Source organism: Duganella flavida (genome assembly GCF_009857445.1).
GTDB classification, from domain to species: Bacteria; Pseudomonadota; Gammaproteobacteria; order Burkholderiales; family Burkholderiaceae_D; genus Rugamonas; species Rugamonas flavida.
In genome coordinates this window covers 53,250-73,079 of the sequence record NZ_WWCN01000011.1, presented here as the reverse complement: position 1 = coordinate 73,079, position 19,830 = coordinate 53,250, and the positions used below count along the sequence as shown (strand labels likewise).

Below are 19,830 nucleotides of genomic sequence, written 5' to 3'. Positions count from 1 at the left end.
TTCTACTTAAGGCAGCTTGCTGTGTGCGACGTGCGCCAGCAGGTCAGCGACCGAGGTTTGCATCGTGTCGGTGAATGGTGCTGGGTACAGGCCCATGTACAGCGTTGCAACAGCCAGGATACCCAGCATGAAGAACTCGCGACCGTTCAGGTCGACCAGTTCCGCCACGTGGTGGTTAGCCACTTTGCCGAAGATGACGCGCTTGGCCATCCACAGCGAGTACGCTGCACCGAAGATCAGCGCCGTTGCTGCCAGCAGGCCGATCCAGAAGTTGTACTGGGTAGCGCCCAGGATCACCATGAACTCGCCGACGAAACCGGAGGTTGCTGGCAGGCCGCAGTTGGCCATCGAGAACAGGATGAAGAAGGCAGCAAACTTAGGCATCTTGTTGACCACACCACCGTAGTCGGCGATGTTGCGTGAGTGTGCCTGGTCGTACAGCACGCCGATGCACAGGAACATTGCGCCCGACACGAAACCGTGCGAGATCATTTGCATGATGGCGCCCTGCACTGCCATGTTGTTGAAGACGAAGAAGCCCAGGGTCACAAAGCCCATGTGCGCGATCGACGAGTAGGCGACCAGCTTTTTCATGTCTTTCTGTACCAGTGCCACCAGGCCGACGTAGATCACGGCGATCAGCGACAGGGTAATCACAAAGCCCGACAGGTAGTGCGATGCGTCCGGGGTGATCGGCAGCGAGAAACGCAGGAAGCCGTAAGCACCCAGTTTCAGCATGATCGCAGCCAGCACAGCGGAACCGCCGGTTGGCGCTTCCACGTGGACGTCCGGCAGCCAGGTGTGGACCGGGAACATCGGTACTTTCACGGCAAACGCCATGAAGAAGGCCAGGAAGATGAAGATCTGTTCTTTCATCGTCAGCGGCGTTTTGTGCCAGTACAGGATGTCCCAGCTACCGGTCACGTTGTACAGGTAGACGATGGCAACCAGCGTCAGCAGCGAGCCGAAGAAGGTGTACAGGAAGAACTTGAACGACGCATACACGCGGTTCTCGCCGCCCCAGATACCGATGATGATGTACATCGGGATCAGGGTCGCTTCAAAGAAGAAGTAGAACAGCAGGCCGTCGGTGGCGGTGAACACGCCGATCATGATGCCGGACAGGATCAGGAACGCGCCCATGTATTGAGCGACGCGCTTCTGGATCACTTGCCAGGCCGAGATCACCACGATGATGGTGATGAAGGCGGTCAGCGGCACGAACCACAGCGACAGGCCGTCGATACCCAGCGAGTACCAGATATTGAAGCGCTCGATCCACGGCGCTTTTTCGACGAACTGCATGCCGTGGGCGGCATTGTCAAAGTTGGTGATCAGCGGGATCGTCGCGCCGAAGCTGACGATGGAACCGATCAGGGTCAGCACGCGGGTAAAGCCCGCGTTGCTGTCACGGCCTACAGCCAGGACGATCAGACCGAAAACAATCGGGAGCCAGATCGCCAGGCTCAGGTACGGAGGTAGAGTAGATATGGTGGACTGCATCATGGTTATCGTTATCTCTTTGCGTATCAGCTAATTAAGCGTGCCAAAACGGCAGGAAGTAGACCAGGAACCCCAGAATGCCGAGGATCATGACAAACGCATAGTGGTAGATGTAACCGGTCTGCGCCAGGCGGGTCAGCGTCGAGAACCAACCAACCAGTTTGGCGCTGCCGTTCACCAGCAGGCCGTCGATCAGTTTCTTGTCGCCGAAGTTCCACAGGCCTTCACCCAGCAGACGTGCGCCGCCTGCGAAGACTGCCTGATTGAACTTGTCCATGTAGTACTTGTTGTCCAGCAGCGTGTGCACAGCGTGGAACTTGGCGAAGAACCATGCTGGTACGCGTGGATTGATCATGTAGCAGTAGTACGACGATGCCACACCAGCGATCGCCAGCCACAGCGGCAGCGAAGTCAGCGAGTGGATCGCCATGGCGACTGGACCGTGGAACTCGTGTGCCAGCTCTTCCATTGCGTGGTGGTTTTCGCCGACGAAGATCACGCCTTTGAAGAAGTCACCGAACAGCATAGGACCGATAGCCAGGGCACCGATAATGACCGACGGGATCGCCAGCGCAACCAGCGGGAACCAGACCACGAATGGCGATTCATGCGGTTTCTGGCCAGGCTCCAGACCATGGTGAGCGTGGTCGTCGTGGTCTTCGTCATGACCGTGGTCGTCGTGACCGTGGTCGTCATGTGCGGCAACAGCCGGAGCATGATGGTCGTCGTGTGCGTGGGCTTTGCCGAAACGCTCTTCGCCGTGGAATACCAGGAAGTACATACGGAACGAGTAGAACGCAGTCACGAAAACGCCAGCCAGTACGGCGAACTGTGCGAAACCAGCACCAACGATGTGGGTCTCAGCCACGGCTTCGATGATCGAGTCTTTCGAGTAGAAGCCCGAGAAGAACGGCGTACCGATCAGAGCCAGCGAGCCCAGCAGCGAGGTGATCCAGGTGATCGGCATGTACTTGCGCAGGCCACCCATGTTGCGGATGTCTTGATCGTGGTGCATACCGATAATGACCGAACCAGCGCCAAGGAACAGCAGTGCCTTGAAGAACGCGTGGGTCATCAGGTGGAACACAGCTACCGAGTAAGCCGAGCAACCCAGCGCCACGGTCATGTAGCCCAGCTGCGACAGGGTCGAGTAAGCCACAACGCGTTTGATGTCGTTCTGGATGATGCCCAGGAAGCCCATGAACAGCGCGGTAATCGAGCCGATGATGATGATGAACGACAGCGCGGTATCCGACAGTTCGAACAGCGGCGACATGCGCGACACCATGAAGATACCAGCGGTAACCATGGTTGCCGCGTGAATCAGTGCCGAGATCGGGGTTGGACCTTCCATCGAGTCAGGCAGCCACACGTGCAGTGGGAACTGCGCCGATTTACCCATCGCGCCGATGAACAGGCAGATACAGGCCACGGTCAGCAGCATCCAGTCGGTGCCAGGCAGGGTCAGCAGCGCCAGCGCTTCGCGCTTGGCAAATACTTCCTGATAGTTCATCGAACCAGCGTAAGCCAGCAGCAGGCCGATACCCAGGATGAAGCCGAAGTCACCCACACGGTTGACCAGGAAGGCCTTCATGTTAGCGAAGATAGCGGTCGGACGGGTGTACCAGAAGCCGATCAGCAGGTAAGACACCAGGCCCACTGCTTCCCAGCCGAAGAACAGCTGCAGGAAGTTGTTCGACATCACCAGCATCAGCATGGAGAAGGTGAACAGCGAGATGTAGGAGAAGAAGCGGTTATAGCCTTCGTCTTCCGCCATGTAGCCGATGGTGTAGATGTGCACCATCAGCGACACGAAGGTCACCACGCACATCATCATCGCCGACAGCGAATCGATCTGGAAGCCGACTTCCATTTTCATGCCGGCCACGGTCATCCAGTTGTAGATGGTGCCGTTGAAGCCTGCGCCGTTGATCACATCATTCAGCGTGAACGCCGAAATGATGAATGCTACCAGCACGCCCAGGATGGTCGCCGCAGTCACGGTCTTGCGACCGACCACGTTGCCGAAGAATTGTGTTCCCAGCAAACCTGCTACCGCCGCGCCCGCGAGGGGCGCCAGCGGTACGGCTAGCAAGAGATTAGCGTTAAGTGTACCCGCCATGATGAACCTTAATCGTTATTTTTCGGAGGTTAAAACTTAGCCCTTCAGGCTATCCAGGTCTTCTACGTTGATGGTGTCCAGATTACGGAACAGCACCACCAGAATCGCGAGGCCGATGGCCGATTCGGCAGCAGCAACGGTCAAGATAAAGAAGACAAAGATTTGGCCTGCCGCATCACCGAGGTAATGCGAGAACGCGATGAAGTTCATATTCACTGCCAGCAGCATCAGTTCGATGGCCATCAGCAGGACGATGATGTTCTTGCGGTTCAGGAAAATACCAACGATCGAGATCGCGAACAGGATCGCGCCCAGGACGAGGTAGTGAGCCAGGGATAAAGTCATGGTGCCTCCTTAACTTCTGAATTCGAGTCAGCCGCGCCTGCTGCGCGCGCGCTGACCGGGTCGATCTTGACGATCTTCAGGCGGTCATTACGCTTGACGCGGACAGCGTCGGCTGGGTCGAAGTGTTTGGTGTCCTTGCGCTTGCGCAGGGTCAGCGCTACAGCAGCAATAATCGCGACCAGCAAGATGGCGGCGGCGATTTCAAAGCCGTAGATGTATTTGGTGTAGATCAGCAGGCCCAGTTCCTTGGTGCCGCCGATATTGCCGGCATTGACTGCCTGCTGGTCGAACGACAGGAAGGAGCGCCACAGCACAGCAGCCATTTCCAGCACGATTACCACGCCAACCAGCGAGGCAACCGGCAGGTAGCCCCAGAAGTTTTCGCGCAGCTTGTCGGTGTCGATGTCGAGCATCATCACCACGAACAGGAACAGCACCATCACGGCGCCAACGTAGACCAGTACCAGCACGATGGCCAGGAACTCGGCCTCCAGCAGCATCCAGATGCCGGCGGCGTTGAAGAACGCCAGCACCAGGAACAGTGCCGCATGCACCGGATTACGGGCCGTAATTACGCGCGTCGAGGCCAATACCATGATGGCCGCGAAGACGTAGAACAAAATAGTTTTAAATTCCATAACTAACCCAAGAGACGTACAGTTTGTTGATCAAATCGCTGTTGCGGGCCTCACCGAAGTTCGGCCCGCGTTTCGTCAGCGATAAGGAGCGTCCGCTGCGCGGGCTGCGGCGATATCGTCTTCATAACGGTCGCCTACGGCCAGCAGCATCTCTTTCGTGTAGTACAGATCGCCGCGTTTTTCGCCGTGGTATTCCAGCACGTGCGTTTCAACGATCGAATCAACCGGGCACGACTCTTCGCAGAAACCGCAGAAGATGCACTTGGTCAGGTCGATGTCGTAACGCGTGGTACGGCGCGAACCGTCGTCGCGCTGTTCCGATTCGATGGTAATGGCCATCGCCGGGCACACTGCTTCGCACAGTTTGCAAGCGATACAGCGCTCTTCACCATTTGGATAGCGGCGCAGCGCGTGCAGACCGCGGAAGCGAGGCGACATCGGCGTCTTCTCTTCCGGATACTGCACGGTGATTTTGCGCGAGAACATGTACTTGCCCGTCAGCGCCATCCCTTTGATCAGCTCGGTCAGCATGAAGCTGCCGACGAAATCTTTTAAACGTTCCATAATCTTTATTCCTTACTTCCAGATATTCCAGGAGGTCTGCATCCAGCCGGCAACCAGCACCAGCCACACCAGAGTCAGCGGGATGAACACTTTCCAGCCCAGACGCATGATCTGGTCGTAACGGTAGCGTGGGAAAGTACCGCGCACCCAGATGAAGACGGAGACCAGGAAGAACGCTTTAGCGAACAACCAGAAGAAGCCACCGAAACCGCCCCAGAATTCGAGGAAGGCAAACGGCGCCGACCAGCCGCCCAGGAACATGATCGAACCCAGCGTGGCGATCAGGATCATGTTGGCGTATTCGGCCAGCATGAACATGGCGTAGGCCATACCCGAGTATTCCACCATGTGACCGGCAACGATCTCGGACTCACCTTCCACCACGTCGAACGGGTGACGGTTGCACTCGGCCAGGCCGGAGGTCAGGTAGACCACGAACAGCGGCAGCAGCGGAATGAAGTTCCACGACAGGAAGTTCAGGCCTTGGGCAGCGAACATGCCGCGCTCTTGACCCTGAACGATGTCGATGAAGTTCAGCGAACCGGACACCATCAGCACCACCACCAGTACGAAGCCCATCGGGATTTCGTAGGAGATCATCTGTGCCGAAGCGCGCATCGCGCCCATGAAGGAGTACTTCGAGTTCGACGCCCAGCCGGCGATGATGATGCCGTAGACTTCCATCGAAGTAATCGCCATCAGCAGCAACAGACCGGCGTTGACGTTAGCGATCACAGCTTGCGGGCCCATCGGCACCACCGACCAGCACGCCAGTGCCGGCATGATGGTCATGATCGGACCGATCACGAACAGGCCAGGGTTAGCCTTGGCCGGGGTGATGATCTCTTTGAACAGCAGCTTCAGCGCGTCAGCGATTGGTTGCAGCAGGCCCAATGGACCAACGCGGTTAGGACCGACGCGGATCTGGATCCAGCCGATGAACTTACGTTCCCACAGGGTGGCGTAAGCAACCAGGCCCATCAGCGGCAGTAGCACGCACAGGACTTTGATCAGTGCCCAGAGCACAGGCCAGACTGGCGCCAGCACGCTGGTCTCGCCCAGCGTGTACAGCGATGTGACGAATTCAGGCAGAGCCATTATTTCACCTCTCCTGCTTTTTCTACAGTGATGGAACCGAACATGCCGCCCAGTGCTGCGGTCGATGCGTGAGCAGCGGCCACGCGCACGGCGTTGGCTGGCAGTTTGGCGTCAACAGCGGCGACCAGAATCGCGCTGCCGGAACCTTGCGATACTTTGACCTTGTCGCCAGCGGCTACACCCAGTTGCTGTGCCAGAGCGCTCGACAGGTGCGCTTGCGGCGCAGCCGCGTCGGCCATCTTCTGCAGCGACTCGGCGCGGCGCACCACGGCGTCGGCAAAGTAAATCGGTACGTCGGCAATACGTTCGGTGCCGGTCGACACTGCGGTAGCAGCGGTCAGAGCCAGTTTCGATACGTTGTTGAGCTTGGCCGAAACGTCGGTCACGCCGGCGCCCAGCACTTCGTCGCGGATCGCTTCCGAGGTGTCGTAGTCGAAGCCCGGCAGGCCCAGTACGTTACCCAGCACGCGCAGGACTTTCCACGCAGGGCGGGTTTCCAGCAGCGGCTTGACGGTGCCGTTGAAGCTTTGTGCGCGGCCTTCAGCATTGACGAAGGTGCCCGAAGTTTCGCTGAATGGCGAAATCGGCAGCAGCACGTCAGCGTAGTCCTGGCCGTGTTTGTAAGCGGACATCACAACCACCATCTCGGCTTTTTTCAGCGCGGCGACGGCAGCTTGTGGGTTGTACGCGTCCAGTTCTGGCTCGGCGTTCAGCAGCAGGTAGGCTTGCTTCGGCTCGGTGAAGGCAGCTGCCTTGCCGGCGTTGGCGTTGACGATGTAGGAACCAACGGTGTTGGCTGCTTCGGTCAGGTAGCCCAGCTTGGCGCCGGTTTGTTCAGCGATCCACTGTGCGGCTGCGTGCAGCGCGGCAGCTTGTGGGTGCTGGGTTGCAGCGTTGCCCAGGAAGACGGCTTTGTTCTCGCCCGACAGCAGCGAAGCAGCGATCGCGGTCGCCGCGTCCGAAACTTGCACGCCGTCGAAGCCGGCAGGAGCTGCCACTTCTTTGGCTTTCGCTACGGCCACTACAACTTGCGACAGCGCCGACAGCCACTCCGATGGAGCAACGATCAGTTTGTTCGCTACGTTCATCAGCAGGTCGTCGTCGGTTGCGTGCAGGATCGACAGCTTGGCGCCGCCCTTCACTGCGGTACGCAGACGGGTGGCCAGCAGCGGGTGATCCTTACGCAGGAACGAGCCGATCACAAAAGCGCGGTTCAGTGCGCCGAATTCGGTGATCGACATGCCCAGCCAAGGCGTTACGTCCAGCGAGAAATCGCTTTGACGCAGACGGGTTTCCACGCTGTCCGAACCCATGGCGCGGGTCAGCTTTTGCAGCAGGTGCAGCTCTTCCAGCGTCGAGTGCTGGGTAGCGACCGATGCCAGTGCGTTGACGCCGTGTTCGTGCTTGATGTTTTTCAGGCCGTGCGCCACGTATTCCAGCGCAGTTTGCCAATCGACTTCTTTCCACTCGCCGCCCTGCTTCAGCATCGGCTGAGTCAGACGGTCAGCGGTGTCCAGGCCTTCGTACGAGAAGCGGTCCTTGTCGGAAATCCAGCACTCGTTGACGGCGTCGTTTTCCAGTGGCAGTACGCGCTTGACCTTGCCGCCTTTAACCTGAACGATCAGGTTGGCGCCCAGGCCGTCGTGCGGCGAGACCGATTTACGACGCGACAGTTCCCAGCTACGTGCGCTGTAACGGAACGGCTTCGAGGTCAGTGCGCCAACTGGGCACAGGTCGATCATATTGCCGGACATTTCCGAATTCACGGTCTGGCCGACGAAGGCGGTAATTTCCGAGTGTTCGCCACGGCCGATCATGCCCAGTTCCATCACGCCGGCCACTTCCTGGCCGAAACGTACGCAACGGGTGCACTGAATGCAGCGCGCCATCTCTTGCATCGAGACCAGCGGGCCGGCGTCTTTAGGAGCTACCACGCGCTTGTCTTCTTCGTAGCGCGAATCGCCCTTGCCGTAGCCGACTGCCAAATCCTGCAGCTGGCACTCGCCGCCCTGATCGCAGATCGGGCAGTCCAGTGGGTGGTTAATCAGCAGGAATTCCATCACCGACTTCTGTGCCTGTACGGCCTTGTCGGAAGCGGAGCGCACAATCATGCCTGCCGATACTGGCGTGGCGCATGCTGGCAAAGGCTTAGGCGCCTTTTCCACTTCGACGAGGCACATACGGCAGTTTGCAGCGATCGACAATTTCTTGTGATAGCAGAAGTGCGGAATGTAGGTTCCCAATTTGTTGGCGGCGTCCATCACCATGCTACCAGCAGGGACTTCGACTTTTTTGCCGTCTATTTCGATTTCAACCATGATGATCGTTACCTGACGCAGCTTAGATATATGCGGGCACGCAGCATTGCTTGTGCTCGATATGGTGTTCAAATTCTTCGCGGAATTGCTTGATGAACGCACGCATAGGCATTGCTGCCGCGTCGCCCAGCGCGCAAATCGTGCGGCCCTGGATGTTGTCGCAGATCGAGTTCAGCACGTCCAGGTCCGACTTGCGGCCTTGACCGTTTTCGATGCGGTGGATCATGCGGTACATCCAACCGGTGCCTTCACGGCATGGGGTGCACTGGCCGCACGACTCTTCAAAGTAGAAGTACGCCAGGCGTTCCATCGCCTTGACCATGCAGCGGGTTTCGTCCATGACGATGACCGCGCCCGAACCCAGCATCGAACCCGCTTTCGCGATCGAATCGTAGTCGAGGTCGGTTTGCATCATGATCTCGCCGCGCACCACTGGAGCGGACGAACCGCCAGGGATGACTGCCTTGATCTTTTTACCGCCGCGCATGCCGCCTGCCAGTTCCAGCAGTTTGGCAAACGGCGTGCCCAGTGGGACTTCGTAGTTGCCTGGACGCTCAACGTCGCCCGAGATCGAGAAGATCTTCGAGCCGCCGTTGTTCGGACGGCCAATCGCCAAGTACTTCTCCGGGCCCATGTTCAAGATGAACGGGACGGCAGCGAAGGTCTCGGTGTTGTTGATGGTGGTCGGCTTGCCGTACAGGCCGAACGACGCAGGGAACGGCGGCTTGAAGCGCGGCTGGCCTTTTTTGCCTTCCAGCGATTCCAGCAGCGCGGTTTCTTCGCCGCAGATGTAGGCGCCGTAGCCGTGGTGCGCGTGCAGCTGGAAGCTGAACTCGCTGCCCATGATCTTGTCGCCCAGGAAGCCAGCAGCACGTGCCTCTTCCAACGCTTCTTCAAAGCGGGTGTAGACGTCGAAGATTTCGCCGTGGATGTAGTTGTAGCCCACGGTGATGCCCATCGCGTAGGCGCCAATGGCCATGCCTTCGATCAGCGAATGCGGGTTGTAGCGCAGGATGTCGCGGTCCTTGAAAGTGCCTGGTTCGCCCTCATCTGAGTTACATACCAGGTACTTCTGGCCCGGGAACTGGCGTGGCATGAAGCTCCACTTCAGGCCGGTAGGGAAACCCGCGCCACCACGGCCGCGCAGCGACGACGCTTTGAGGTCGGCGATGATTTGTTCCGGGGTGATTTTCTCTTCGATGATACGGCGCAGCGCGCTGTAGCCACCGCGCTTGACGTAATCTTCCAAATGCCAATTCTCGCCGTCGAGGCCGGCGAGAATGACTGGATCAATGTGTCGGTCGTGGAGTGACGTCATTTCTTTAGTTCCTCCACCAGGGAGTCAATTTTGTCGTTCGACATAAAGCTGCACATGCGGTGATTGTTCACCAGCAGCACCGGTGCGTCACCGCAGGCGCCCATGCACTCGCCTTCCATCAGCGTGAACTCGCCGTCTGCCGTGGTGTCACGGTAGTCGATGCCCAGCTTCTGTTTCAGGTGATGCGCCGCGCGCTCGCCACCCGACAGGGCGCAAGGCAAGTTGGTGCACACGGTGATCTTGTGCTTACCCACCGGCTTCAGGTTGTACATATTGTAGAAGGTCGCGACTTCCTGCACGGCGATGGCCGGCATGCGGATATAGTCAGCCAGTTCCTGCATGGTGTCAGGCGAGATCCAGCCCAGTTCAACCTGGGCGTGGGCCAGCGCGGCCATCACGGCCGATTGGCGCTGATCGTCTGGGTACTTGGCCAGCTCGCGATCGATTTTTTTGTAGCACTGCTCAGATAACAACATTCTTTTTGCCTCTCGCACTTAGCGGTCAATACTGCCGAACACGATGTCCTGCGTACCAATAATGGTGACGGCATCGGCAATCATGTGGCCACGCGCCATTTCATCCAGCGACTGCAAGTGTGCATAGTCTGGAGCGCGCAGTTTCACGCGGTATGGCTTGTTGGCGCCGTCCGACACAATGTAGACACCGAACTCGCCTTTCGGGTGTTCTACGGCCGCGTAGGCTTCGCCTGGCGGTACGTGGAAACCTTCGGTGAACAGTTTGAAGTGGTGGATCAGCGATTCCATATTGGTCTTCATGTCCACGCGGTTAGGCGGGGCAACCTTGCGGTTGCTGGTCATGACTGGACCTGGATTGTTACGCAGCCATTCAACGCACTGCTTGATGATCTTGTTCGACTGGCGCAGTTCTTCTACACGAACCAGATAGCGGTCGTAGCAGTCGCCGTTGGTGCCGATAGGGATGTCGAAGTCCATCAGGTCGTACACTTCGTACGGCTGGTGCTTGCGCAAGTCCCACTGGATGCCCGAACCGCGCAGCATGGCGCCGGTGAAGCCCATGGCCAGCGCATCTTCAGGCGCCACCACACCGATGCCGACGGTACGCTGTTTCCAGATACGGTTGTCGGTCAGCAGGGTTTCGTATTCGTCGACGTAGGTCGGGAAACGGTTGGTGAAGGACTCGATGAAGTCCAGCATCGAACCTTGACGGTCTTCGTTGAGCTTGTCGATGGCCTTGGCCGAACGGATGATCGACGGCTTGTGCTGCGGCATGGCATCCGGCAGGTCGCGGTACACGCCGCCCGGACGGAAGTACGCTGCGTGCATACGCGCGCCGGATACGGCTTCGTAGCAGTCGAACAGGTCTTCGCGGTCGCGGAAGCAGTACAGGAACGGGCCCATGGCGCCAACGTCCAGCGCGTGCGCACCGAGCCACATCAGGTGGTTCAGGATACGGGTGATTTCATCGAACATCACGCGGATGTATTGCGCGCGCAGCGGCACGTCGATACCCAGCATTTTTTCGATGGCCATGACGTAGGCGTGCTCGTTGCACATCATCGACACGTAGTCCAGGCGGTCCATATAGGGAACCGACTGCAGGTAGGTCTTCTGCTCCGCCAGCTTCTCGGTGCCGCGGTGCAGCAGGCCGATGTGCGGGTCAGCACGCTGGATCACCTCGCCGTCCAGCTCCAGCACCAGGCGCAGCACGCCGTGCGCGGCCGGGTGTTGCGGACCGAAGTTCAGGGTGTAGTTCTTAATTTCTGCCATGTTCTTACTTCCCGTAGTTTTCTTCGCGGATCACGCGAGGCACGTTTTCACGCGGCTCGATGGTGACCGGCTGGTAGATCACGCGCTTCTGCTCGGGGTCGTAGCGCATTTCGACATAGCCCGACACCGGGAAGTCTTTGCGGAACGGGTGGCCGATGAAACCGTAGTCGGTCAGGATGCGGCGCAGGTCGTTGTGGTTCTCGAACAGGATGCCGTACATGTCGAAGGCTTCGCGCTCGTACCAGTTGACCGCACGCCACAGCGGGGTCACGGATGGCAGCAGCGGCATGTCGTCGTCAGCGCAGAACGCGCGTACACGGACGCGCCAGTTGTGCTTCACCGACAGCAAATGGACGACCACTGCGAAACGCAGGCCATCCCAAGTACCTTCGCCATAGCTCAGATAGTCAACGCCGCACAGGTCGATCGCTTGATCGAAGCCCAGCGCTGCATCATCGCGCAGCGTTTGCATGACGCCATAGTAGTCAGCGGCTTTCACGGTGACCGTGATTTCGCCCAGCGCAACGACCGTAGTAACGCGATCGCCCAGGGCAGTGCCGAGGGCGGTTTGGAGTTTTTCCAGATGAGTAGTCATTTCTTGTAGCGCCCCCGTTAGCGTGCGATGGTGTTGGTGCGCTTGATCTTGTTCTGCAGCTGCATGATGCCGTACAACAGGGCTTCAGCAGTTGGAGGACAGCCTGGCACGTACACGTCGACCGGCACAATGCGGTCGCAGCCGCGAACCACGGAGTAAGAGTAGTGATAGTAGCCGCCGCCGTTGGCGCAGGAACCCATCGAGATCACCCAGCGCGGCTCTGGCATCTGGTCATAGACCTTGCGCAGTGCCGGGGCCATCTTGTTGCACAGCGTGCCGGCCACGATCATCACGTCGGATTGACGTGGCGATGGACGGAACACCACGCCGAAGCGGTCCATGTCGTAACGGGCTGCGCCCACGTGCATCATTTCGACTGCGCAGCAGGCCAGACCGAACGTCATCGGGAACATCGAACCCGTACGCGCCCAGTTGATCAGCTTGTCGGCCGAGGTGGTGATGAAACCTTCGTTTAATACGCCTTCAATAGCCATGGCTTATTCCCAATCAAGGGCACCTTTCTTCCAGATATACCAAAAACCGACCACGAATTCGGCGATGAACACCATCATCGTCACGAAACCCTGCCAGCCCAGTTCGCGCATGGATACGCCCCACGGGAAGAAGAATGCCGTTTCCAGATCGAACAAAATAAAGAGAATTGCGACGAGGTAGTAACGTACGTCGAATTTCATGCGCGCGTCTTCGAAGGCTTCGAAGCCGCATTCATACGGGGAGAGCTTGGCCGCATCGGGCTTTTTTGGACCCAGGATGTGACCCAGGACTTGGGGACCGATACCCACGAGGAGACCGATGAGAATAAATAAGAGAACGGGGAGATAATTTTCGAGGTTCACGATTGATGAGCTTATGTTGAACGGTCAGTTGAAAGGACACATCGCGGTGTTTTGCGGTGCGCTTAACGTTCGCCCCAATCGTATTACTGAAGACCAGGATCGAACGACACATCCTCGTAAAAAAGCCAGCTTGGTACCACCCTTGCTGGCCTATATTCTGGTGCCGACGACGAGACTCGAACTCGTACAGCTTGCGCCACTACCCCCTCAAGATAGCGTGTCTACCAATTTCACCACGTCGGCATAAGGCCGTTATTTTACTTCGTTTTCACGCGGTTGTTAATCCCGTATTGCGTCAAAACAAGAAGAAACTCGATAAATCTTTTAATTATTTTGCTGACCACTAAGATACTGCCAAAACAATGAGCAAACAACTTAAAAAAATACCAACATCACTAAATAACGACAGTAATTATATTACTTTGGGATCGAGTTTGCAGGAGCCGGGGTCGAAGCGGCTGGTGCCGCAGGTGCGGCCGGTGCAACAGCAGGTGCTGCAGCTGGGGCTGCCGATACTGCTTTATCCATCACGCCGCCGCTGACATTGTTAGTCTGGTGGGTGGTGATGAAGGACAGTGCCAGGGTGGCGCTGAAGAAGATCGCCGCCGCTACGCCGGTCGACTTCGACATGAAGTTCGAGGAGCCGGTAGCACCGAACAGACTGCCGGACGCGCCGGAACCAAAGGCCGCGCCCATGTCGGCGCCCTTGCCGTGCTGCAGCAGCACCAGACCAATAATGGCGATTGCGGAAACCACCTGCACTACGATAACCAGATTGAACAAGCTGCCCATGTTATTCCATTCCAAAATAAAAGTTTTGTATCGTTTTGTTTCTACTGCTTAAATTCAGTGCTTTAAACGGCCTGGATAATCCCGAGGAAATCAGTCGCCTTTAACGCTGCACCGCCAATCAGGCCGCCGTCGATATCCGGCTGCGCCATCAATTCTTTTGCATTCTCCGGCTTCATGCTGCCACCGTAGAGAATCTGCATTCCTTGTGCTACCGCTGCATCTTTCTGCGCCAGGCGGGCGCGCAGGAAAGCGTGCGCCGCTTGTGCAATTTCCGGCGTGGCAGTCTTGCCGGTGCCGATTGCCCAGACTGGCTCATAAGCCAGTACTAGTTTAGCAACCTGCTCTACCGTCAACACATCCAACACCGCTTGCAGCTGACCACAGATGACTGCTTCGGTCTGCCCTGCTTCGCGCTGCGCCAGCGTTTCACCGACGCATACTACAGGAGTCAAGCCGGCCGCCAATGCTGCCACAGTTTTCTGCGCCACCAGCTCGCTGCTCTCAGCGTGGTAAGCGCGACGCTCCGAGTGACCGCACAGCACGTAGGTCGAACCAAAGTCCACCAGCATTTGTGCCGACACTTCGCCAGTGTACGCGCCTGCGGCGTGTACCGACAGGTCTTGCGCGCCCCACGCCACCGGTGTGCCTTCCAGCTCAGCCTGGCACTGGGCCAGGTAAGGAGCCGGCACGCATACCGCACAATCAGCACAAGGCTTGCCAACTGCGTCGTTCAAACCGGCAACGATGCCGGACAACAGTGCCGTGTTACCGGCGCGGTTGCCGTTCATTTTCCAGTTACCGATTACGAGTTTGCGACGCATAGCTAGCCTAATAATTAATCAACCCGCCATTTTACCGCGCCCGAAAAGGCAGGGTCAAACAGGCAAAGCGAATCCCCGGCTAGCTAAAACCGTAAATTTACTACGCATTTTACAACGGATTGCCTATCAAATCACCTGTAACATGATTTTTCCGACATGGCCGCTGGACTCCATCAGCGCATGCGCGGCGGCGGCCTGTTCCAACGGGAAAACGGTGTGGATGACAGGTTTCAGTTTGCGTTCAGCCATCAGCGGCCACACTTTTTCTTTCAGCTTGCGCGCGATCTCACCTTTGAATTCGGCCGAGCGCGGACGCAGCGTGGAGCCGGTCACGGTCAGGCGGCGGCGCAGCACCTGGCCCATGTCGAGCGTGGCTTTGCCGCCGCCCAGCGTGGCGATAATGGCGATGCGGCCATCGTCCGCAAGGCAGGAAACCTCGCGTGGCAGGTAGTCTCCGGCCACCATGTCCAAAATTACATCGACGCCACGGTCGTTAGTGAGTTCCTTCACGACGACGCCGAAGTCCTCGGTTTTATAGTTGATGCCGCGCTCAGCGCCGAGCGCCACGCAGGCCGCAACCTTGTCATCGGTGCCGGCGGTGGCGAACACGCGGTGCCCCAAAGCGGCGGCCAACTGGATGGCCGTCACCCCGATGCCAGAGCTGCCGCCCTGCACCAATAAAGTCTCGCCAGCGGCCAGATTTGCGCGGTCAAAAACGTTGCTCCAGACTGTGAAGTAATTTTCCGGAATTGTGGCCGCTTCGAGCATGGACCAGCCTTTTGGCACCGGTAAAACTTGCTGCACGGGCGCAACAACGTACTCGGCATAGCCGCCGCCCTGCACCAAAGCGCAGACCTGGTCGCCAATATCGAGGGTTGTGTAGTCGAGGTCACCATCGACGATTTCGCCGGCCACTTCCAGGCCGGGGATGTCGGAAGCACCCGGCGGCGGAGCGTAATTGCCCATGCGCTGGAACACATCCGGGCGGTTGACGCCGGCGGCGTGCACTTTAATCAACACTTCGCCGGATTTGGGCACCGGTACCGGGCGTTCGCACAGCTTCAGGACATCGGCCGGGCCGGGTTGGATGATTTCAATCGCGCGCATGCTTTCGCCCTCTGTTAAAAGGGCGATTGTACGCCAGCCCGTATTTAGCCGCCGCCCGTACGCGATTTTTGCGGCAACGGCGTATTCAGCTTCCACGCGGCCGACAGCGCCTGACCCTCTTCTATCTGCTCCTGGGTCATGGTCTTGACCAAGGCCGAGCGCTGCTCACCCGCATTCATCGAGCCATTGGCCGCCGCCAAATTCCACAACATATAAGCAATGACATTATCCTGCGGCATACCGCCGATGTGATACCGGTACATCAGCCCCAGCACCTGCTGCGCATCCGGATGGCCCTGCTCGGCCGCCTTGCGGAACCACGACACCGCCTGCTTGTGGTCCTGGATCACCGCATTGCCGGTGTAATACATGGCGCCCACCACATACTGCGCATCGGCCTTACCCTTAAGCGCGGCCTTGCGGTGCCATTCCAGCGCCGTTTTGTAATCCTGCGGCACGCCGCGGCCCATGTAATACATCAGGCCCATCAAATGCTCGGCATCCGCATTGCCCGCTTGTGCCAGCGGCCGTATCTCTTTCAGGGCCACCGCGTAATTCTTGCTGTTGTAGGCCGTCGCGCCCTCGGTAAAGCCCGCCTGCGCCGCCTGCTGCCAACTTAGTGCGATGATCATCGCTAGTAGGATTTTTTTCATCGTTATTTCCAGCTGACTTTGCCCAAACCATCAACGCTGACGTTGCGGTTCAGAGGCTTGCCGTACACAATGACCGAACCCAGGCCGCTCAGGCTCAAGGTCGCGTTGGTCTTGGCGTTGACGGTGGCGTTGCCCAGGCCGCTCAGTTCCACATTCACCGAGTCCGCCTGGAACTGCTGCGCATTCAGGCCGCCGACGCCGCCCAGGTTGGCCTTCAGTAGCTTGCTGCGCCCGCCCAGCGTGATGTAGCCGGCGCCGCGCAGGTCGAGGTCGACACGTTCATTCTCGCTCACCCATAAATTCATGCTACCCACGCCGCCGAGGTTGGCCTTGAGCGACTTGTAGTCGCACACCACCTTCATGGTGCCAGCGCCGTCCATCGTCAACTCCAGCTCATCGCCGCTAAAGCCGTTAATCTCGATCGAGCCCACACCTTCCGACACCACCTCGCGCAGCATCGGCAGCACCAGCTCGGCGCGCGTGCTGCCACGGCCGATCTTCACGCCGTGGCTATCGCTTTCCAGATGCAAGGTGTCACCGCTTTGCGAAGCGGTCAGCTTTTCGAGTTCGCGCTTCACGCCTATCAGCCGCAGCGAGGGCATGTCACCCTGGCGCAGCTTGAGGTCGATCACGCCGTCCAGCTTGACCCGCACCACCCGGGCGTCGATGGGAATCGAGCGGGTTTCAGTGTCATCGGCGGCAACCGCGCGGCCGAACAGGGCGCAGAAGGCAGCGAACAGCAGGCCAAACTGGAAAAGCTTCTTCATTGGGGAAATCCTCGGATAGTGGTCCAAATATCATACTCCCGCCCCGCGGCCCGCCTCCCGGGGATTGCGACAAACTGCAAAAATCGGGGGCTGGACGACAAAAACGCGGGATGTTCAGCGATTGACGATGCGCGCCACCAGCCCGGCACGGCCGGTGCGATCGAAGGCTGCGGCCTGGATCACGCCCCTGGCTGTAATCGGCCCGATGAATACTTTGCTGCGGATGGTCGGCGTGCTGCCGTCGGTGGTGTAGCGCAGCGTCAGGCCGGGCAGCGCGTGGTTGACCAGCACTTTGCCGCCCTCCACCACCATGCCCGGCGGCGCGATGCGGTAGCGCACATCGCCGCGTTCCAGGTCGAGACGCGGCAGCACGCGCTGCCCCAGCACATTGACGAAGCCGGACCACGCAGCGCGATGCAGCGCGGCGGCGCGCGTGGCGTCCGGCTCCTGCGCCCACGCCGGGTCGGCGGCCCAGGCCCGCTCCGCCACCGCCAGCAGGCGAGGCATCATCAGGTAATCGAGGCGACTGGCATCGCGGATGGTTTCCGAGAACAGCGTGGCCTCGATGCCACGAATATGACGGCGACCGGTGTCAGTCAAGCTGGCACCGAACGGTTTAAAATCGTAGACTGTGTCCAGCTCCACGTAAGCGCCCCAGTTGACGCCCGGCTCCTCGGGATTCGGATTGGCCGCCATGTCCAGGTACATATTGGTGACTGGCGCCAGCACGATGTCATAACCTGCGTTAGCGAGGCGATAGGCAAAGTCCTCGTTGCCCGGCGTGTTATTCCACACATAGAGACTGAAACCGCGCTGCGTGAAGCGGGGATTCGGCTGCTGCTGCCCGCCCTCTTGCGCCGAACGGCGCGCGCCCATCTCTTCCCAGCCCGACGAATACAGCCCGTGCTTGCGCAGGATGCCGTCGACGCGGTTGTAGAAGTAGTCCCACAGGTCGGCGGTGGTGGTCAGTTTTTCCTTCTGCATCAAGGCGCGGCTGACCGGCGACTGCTCCCACGCGCCATGCGGCAGCTCGTCGCCGCCCATGTGCATGGTCTTCAGCGGCACACCGGCCTCGCGGTACAGCGACGCTACTTGCGACACCACCTGCTCAATAAACGCGTAGCTCGATTCAAGGCCTGGATTGATCACGTGGTCCGTGTATTCCTGCGGCGACTTGTACACCGAGCGGTCATCGAAGTCATTAAGCAGGTACTTGGCCGCGCCTTGCTCACCCGCCGCCTGCATGCGGCGATAGCGCGCTTCCATCGCCTTGACGGCGGCGCGGGCGTGGCCCGGTATTTCGATTTCCGGAATCACGTCGATGTGGCGTGCGGCGGCGTAGCGCAGGATCTCGATGTAATCTGCGCGCGTGTAAAAGCCGCTGCCATGCGGATCGTCAGCGCGCGGACCGGAGCCGTAGGTCGGTGGAAGCCGCACGCCCTCTTTCGCACTGTGGCCGCGCACCGCGCCTATGGTGGTCAGCTCGGGCAGGCCAGCAATTTCAAGCCGCCAGCCTTCATCGTCGGTGATATGGAAGTGCAGCTTATTCAGCTTGTAGGCCGCCATCAGGTCCAGTGTCTTGAACACTACGTCCTTCGGCTGGAAGTTGCGCGCCACGTCCAGCTGAAAGCCGCGATAGGCAAAGCGCGGCGCATCGGTGATCTCCAGTTCCGGCAGCTCGATTTGCACGGCGTCCGAAGGCAGCGGCAGCAGGTCGTGTAGCGATTGCAGGCCGCGCGCGACGCCGGCAGCAGTATTGCCGATGATGTTGATGCCGTCGTTGGCGTCGATGGTCAGCTCATACGCCTCCGGCGACACCTGCCCATCCACCGCGCCGATGCGCAAACGCAGCGGCACCGCCGCACGGCTGGTATCGCCCTGCGGCAGGTAGCGCGCGAACAGCGAACGTGCAAACGCAGTCTCATTTTGCAGGCCGGGGCCGGAGATGACTTGCGGTGCGCGCAGCAGCTGCACGCGGCCGGTGCCAGCCTTCAATGCCAGCGGCGTCGGGAACAGCGGCGGCAGCGCAGTAGCAGGCAGCACATCGGCGCGCGCGTTGTGCTGGTAGACATCCTGCGGCGTCACCAGCGTATTGCGGCCCGCCGGGCGCTTCAGCTGTTCCGGGCGCGTTGGCAGTTGCAGCTGGAAATCGCTGACCGCGTAAGCCACATCCGGCGCAGCGTCGAACACGAGGTAAGGACCAAGCGGCGCGCGCGCCATCTTGATGATCAGGCCTGGATAGTCATAGTCCACGTTGAGCGTGCGGCCGGCCGGCAGTCCCTTGAAGCCTGCCGTGGGACGCACGCGGAACAAGCTGCCGCCCGCGACCTGCTCCAGCACCAGATGGCCAGGCAACGGTCCGGTTAGCACGCCTTCCATGCAGTTGAAGTACAGCGACCAGCCTTGCGCCGGCAGCGACTGGCCGCGCAGCGCCGTCACACTCAGGCGCGCGTGGGTGCGGTTGCCTTGCGGATTAAGCTCCGTACGCAGCACTTCCCAGCGCATCTTGACCTGCTCCGGCGCGGCCTGCGCGCTCAGCGCGCCGCAAGCCAGCAGCAGCGCCGCAATGGATTTGATGCTCATC

At 59.2% G+C, this 19,830-nt stretch carries 19 protein-coding genes and 1 tRNA gene; all 20 read right to left on the bottom strand.

The features are described from left to right. Positions 1-6 precede the first annotated feature (6 nt). The 20 genes from GTP46_RS17610 to GTP46_RS17515 all read right to left on the bottom strand — a co-directional run bounded on the left by GTP46_RS17610 (position 7) and on the right by GTP46_RS17515 (position 19,829). Complete coding sequence (locus GTP46_RS17610; RefSeq protein WP_161007944.1) at positions 7-1,506, bottom strand: NADH-quinone oxidoreductase subunit M; 1,500 nt, start codon at positions 1,504-1,506, stop codon at positions 7-9. Between the two features lie 31 nt (positions 1,507-1,537). Next, positions 1,538-3,625 carry an NADH-quinone oxidoreductase subunit L gene (gene nuoL / locus GTP46_RS17605; RefSeq protein WP_161007943.1) on the bottom strand — a complete coding sequence of 696 codons (2,088 nt, stop codon included), beginning with the start codon at positions 3,623-3,625 and terminating at the stop codon, positions 1,538-1,540. A 36-nt stretch (positions 3,626-3,661) separates the two neighbouring features. Beyond that, positions 3,662-3,970 carry an NADH-quinone oxidoreductase subunit NuoK gene (gene nuoK / locus GTP46_RS17600; RefSeq protein ID WP_161007942.1) on the bottom strand — a complete coding sequence of 103 codons (309 nt, stop codon included), beginning with the start codon at positions 3,968-3,970 and terminating at the stop codon, positions 3,662-3,664. Next, complete coding sequence (locus GTP46_RS17595) at positions 3,967-4,608, bottom strand: NADH-quinone oxidoreductase subunit J (protein WP_161007941.1); 642 nt, start codon at positions 4,606-4,608, stop codon at positions 3,967-3,969. Before GTP46_RS17595 ends, nuoK begins: the two co-directional genes overlap by 4 nt. A gap of 75 nt (positions 4,609-4,683) precedes the next feature. Then, positions 4,684-5,172 (bottom strand): NADH-quinone oxidoreductase subunit NuoI, encoded by a 489-nt coding sequence (nuoI, locus tag GTP46_RS17590; protein WP_161007940.1) that lies wholly within the window; start codon positions 5,170-5,172, stop codon positions 4,684-4,686. A gap of 12 nt (positions 5,173-5,184) precedes the next feature. Further along, positions 5,185-6,270, bottom strand: coding sequence for an NADH-quinone oxidoreductase subunit NuoH (nuoH, locus tag GTP46_RS17585; protein WP_161007939.1), 1,086 nt, complete (start codon positions 6,268-6,270; stop codon positions 5,185-5,187). Further along, positions 6,270-8,588, bottom strand: a complete 2,319-nt coding sequence (nuoG, locus tag GTP46_RS17580; RefSeq protein WP_161007938.1) for an NADH-quinone oxidoreductase subunit NuoG — start codon at positions 8,586-8,588, stop codon at positions 6,270-6,272. Before nuoG ends, nuoH begins: the two co-directional genes overlap by 1 nt. A 22-nt stretch (positions 8,589-8,610) precedes the next feature. Beyond that, a complete protein-coding gene (gene nuoF / locus GTP46_RS17575; RefSeq protein ID WP_161007937.1) occupies positions 8,611-9,906 on the bottom strand; it encodes an NADH-quinone oxidoreductase subunit NuoF in 1,296 nt (431 codons plus the stop codon). After that, positions 9,903-10,382 (bottom strand): NADH-quinone oxidoreductase subunit NuoE, encoded by a 480-nt coding sequence (gene nuoE, locus GTP46_RS17570; protein ID WP_160991431.1) that lies wholly within the window; start codon positions 10,380-10,382, stop codon positions 9,903-9,905. Before nuoE ends, nuoF begins: the two co-directional genes overlap by 4 nt. 18 nt (positions 10,383-10,400) lie before the next feature. Next, on the bottom strand, positions 10,401-11,654 hold the full coding sequence (locus tag GTP46_RS17565) for an NADH-quinone oxidoreductase subunit D (protein ID WP_161007936.1): 1,254 nt from the start codon (positions 11,652-11,654) through the stop codon (positions 10,401-10,403). Between the two features lie 4 nt (positions 11,655-11,658). Next, positions 11,659-12,249: an NADH-quinone oxidoreductase subunit C gene (locus tag GTP46_RS17560; protein WP_161007935.1), complete on the bottom strand. Its 591-nt coding sequence runs from the start codon at positions 12,247-12,249 to the stop codon at positions 11,659-11,661. 17 nt (positions 12,250-12,266) lie between these two features. Then, on the bottom strand, positions 12,267-12,743 hold the full coding sequence (locus GTP46_RS17555) for a NuoB/complex I 20 kDa subunit family protein (RefSeq protein WP_008450353.1): 477 nt from the start codon (positions 12,741-12,743) through the stop codon (positions 12,267-12,269). Between the two features lie 3 nt (positions 12,744-12,746). Further along, positions 12,747-13,106, bottom strand: a complete 360-nt coding sequence (locus tag GTP46_RS17550; protein ID WP_161007934.1) for an NADH-quinone oxidoreductase subunit A — start codon at positions 13,104-13,106, stop codon at positions 12,747-12,749. A 158-nt stretch (positions 13,107-13,264) separates the two neighbouring features. Continuing rightward, positions 13,265-13,349 (bottom strand) — tRNA-Leu (locus tag GTP46_RS17545). A gap of 174 nt (positions 13,350-13,523) precedes the next feature. Then, a complete protein-coding gene (gene secG, locus GTP46_RS17540) occupies positions 13,524-13,898 on the bottom strand; it encodes a preprotein translocase subunit SecG (RefSeq protein ID WP_161007933.1) in 375 nt (124 codons plus the stop codon). A gap of 62 nt (positions 13,899-13,960) precedes the next feature. Further along, complete coding sequence (gene tpiA / locus GTP46_RS17535) at positions 13,961-14,719, bottom strand: triose-phosphate isomerase (protein WP_161007932.1); 759 nt, start codon at positions 14,717-14,719, stop codon at positions 13,961-13,963. 126 nt (positions 14,720-14,845) lie between these two features. Further along, positions 14,846-15,826 carry an NAD(P)H-quinone oxidoreductase gene (locus GTP46_RS17530; RefSeq protein ID WP_161007931.1) on the bottom strand — a complete coding sequence of 327 codons (981 nt, stop codon included), beginning with the start codon at positions 15,824-15,826 and terminating at the stop codon, positions 14,846-14,848. A gap of 44 nt (positions 15,827-15,870) precedes the next feature. Beyond that, entirely contained in the window at positions 15,871-16,479 is a 609-nt protein-coding gene (locus tag GTP46_RS17525; protein WP_161007930.1) for a tetratricopeptide repeat protein, read from the bottom strand. A 2-nt stretch (positions 16,480-16,481) separates the two neighbouring features. Next, a complete protein-coding gene (locus GTP46_RS17520; protein WP_161007929.1) occupies positions 16,482-17,246 on the bottom strand; it encodes a GIN domain-containing protein in 765 nt (254 codons plus the stop codon). A gap of 114 nt (positions 17,247-17,360) precedes the next feature. Next, positions 17,361-19,829 (bottom strand): family 20 glycosylhydrolase, encoded by a 2,469-nt coding sequence (locus GTP46_RS17515; RefSeq protein ID WP_229258998.1) that lies wholly within the window; start codon positions 19,827-19,829, stop codon positions 17,361-17,363. Between the last annotated feature and the right edge of the window lies 1 nt (position 19,830).

Coding starts and splice junctions, on each gene's coding strand:
- GTP46_RS17595 (WP_161007941.1), bottom strand. CDS start 4,608: ATGGAATTTAAAACTATTTTGTTCTACGTCTTCGCGGCCATCATGGTA.
- GTP46_RS17565 (WP_161007936.1), bottom strand. CDS start 11,654: ATGGCAGAAATTAAGAACTACACCCTGAACTTCGGTCCGCAACACCCG.
- nuoG (WP_161007938.1), bottom strand. CDS start 8,588: ATGGTTGAAATCGAAATAGACGGCAAAAAAGTCGAAGTCCCTGCTGGT.
- nuoH (WP_161007939.1), bottom strand. CDS start 6,270: ATGGCTCTGCCTGAATTCGTCACATCGCTGTACACGCTGGGCGAGACC.
- nuoE (WP_160991431.1), bottom strand. CDS start 10,382: ATGTTGTTATCTGAGCAGTGCTACAAAAAAATCGATCGCGAGCTGGCC.
- tpiA (WP_161007932.1), bottom strand. CDS start 14,719: ATGCGTCGCAAACTCGTAATCGGTAACTGGAAAATGAACGGCAACCGC.
- secG (WP_161007933.1), bottom strand. CDS start 13,898: ATGGGCAGCTTGTTCAATCTGGTTATCGTAGTGCAGGTGGTTTCCGCA.
- GTP46_RS17515 (WP_229258998.1), bottom strand. CDS start 19,829: ATGAGCATCAAATCCATTGCGGCGCTGCTGCTGGCTTGCGGCGCGCTG.
- GTP46_RS17555 (WP_008450353.1), bottom strand. CDS start 12,743: ATGGCTATTGAAGGCGTATTAAACGAAGGTTTCATCACCACCTCGGCC.
- GTP46_RS17610 (WP_161007944.1), bottom strand. CDS start 1,506: ATGATGCAGTCCACCATATCTACTCTACCTCCGTACCTGAGCCTGGCG.
- nuoI (WP_161007940.1), bottom strand. CDS start 5,172: ATGGAACGTTTAAAAGATTTCGTCGGCAGCTTCATGCTGACCGAGCTG.
- GTP46_RS17530 (WP_161007931.1), bottom strand. CDS start 15,826: ATGCGCGCGATTGAAATCATCCAACCCGGCCCGGCCGATGTCCTGAAG.
- nuoK (WP_161007942.1), bottom strand. CDS start 3,970: ATGACTTTATCCCTGGCTCACTACCTCGTCCTGGGCGCGATCCTGTTC.
- nuoL (WP_161007943.1), bottom strand. CDS start 3,625: ATGGCGGGTACACTTAACGCTAATCTCTTGCTAGCCGTACCGCTGGCG.
- GTP46_RS17525 (WP_161007930.1), bottom strand. CDS start 16,479: ATGAAAAAAATCCTACTAGCGATGATCATCGCACTAAGTTGGCAGCAG.
- GTP46_RS17560 (WP_161007935.1), bottom strand. CDS start 12,249: ATGACTACTCATCTGGAAAAACTCCAAACCGCCCTCGGCACTGCCCTG.
- nuoF (WP_161007937.1), bottom strand. CDS start 9,906: ATGACGTCACTCCACGACCGACACATTGATCCAGTCATTCTCGCCGGC.
- GTP46_RS17520 (WP_161007929.1), bottom strand. CDS start 17,246: ATGAAGAAGCTTTTCCAGTTTGGCCTGCTGTTCGCTGCCTTCTGCGCC.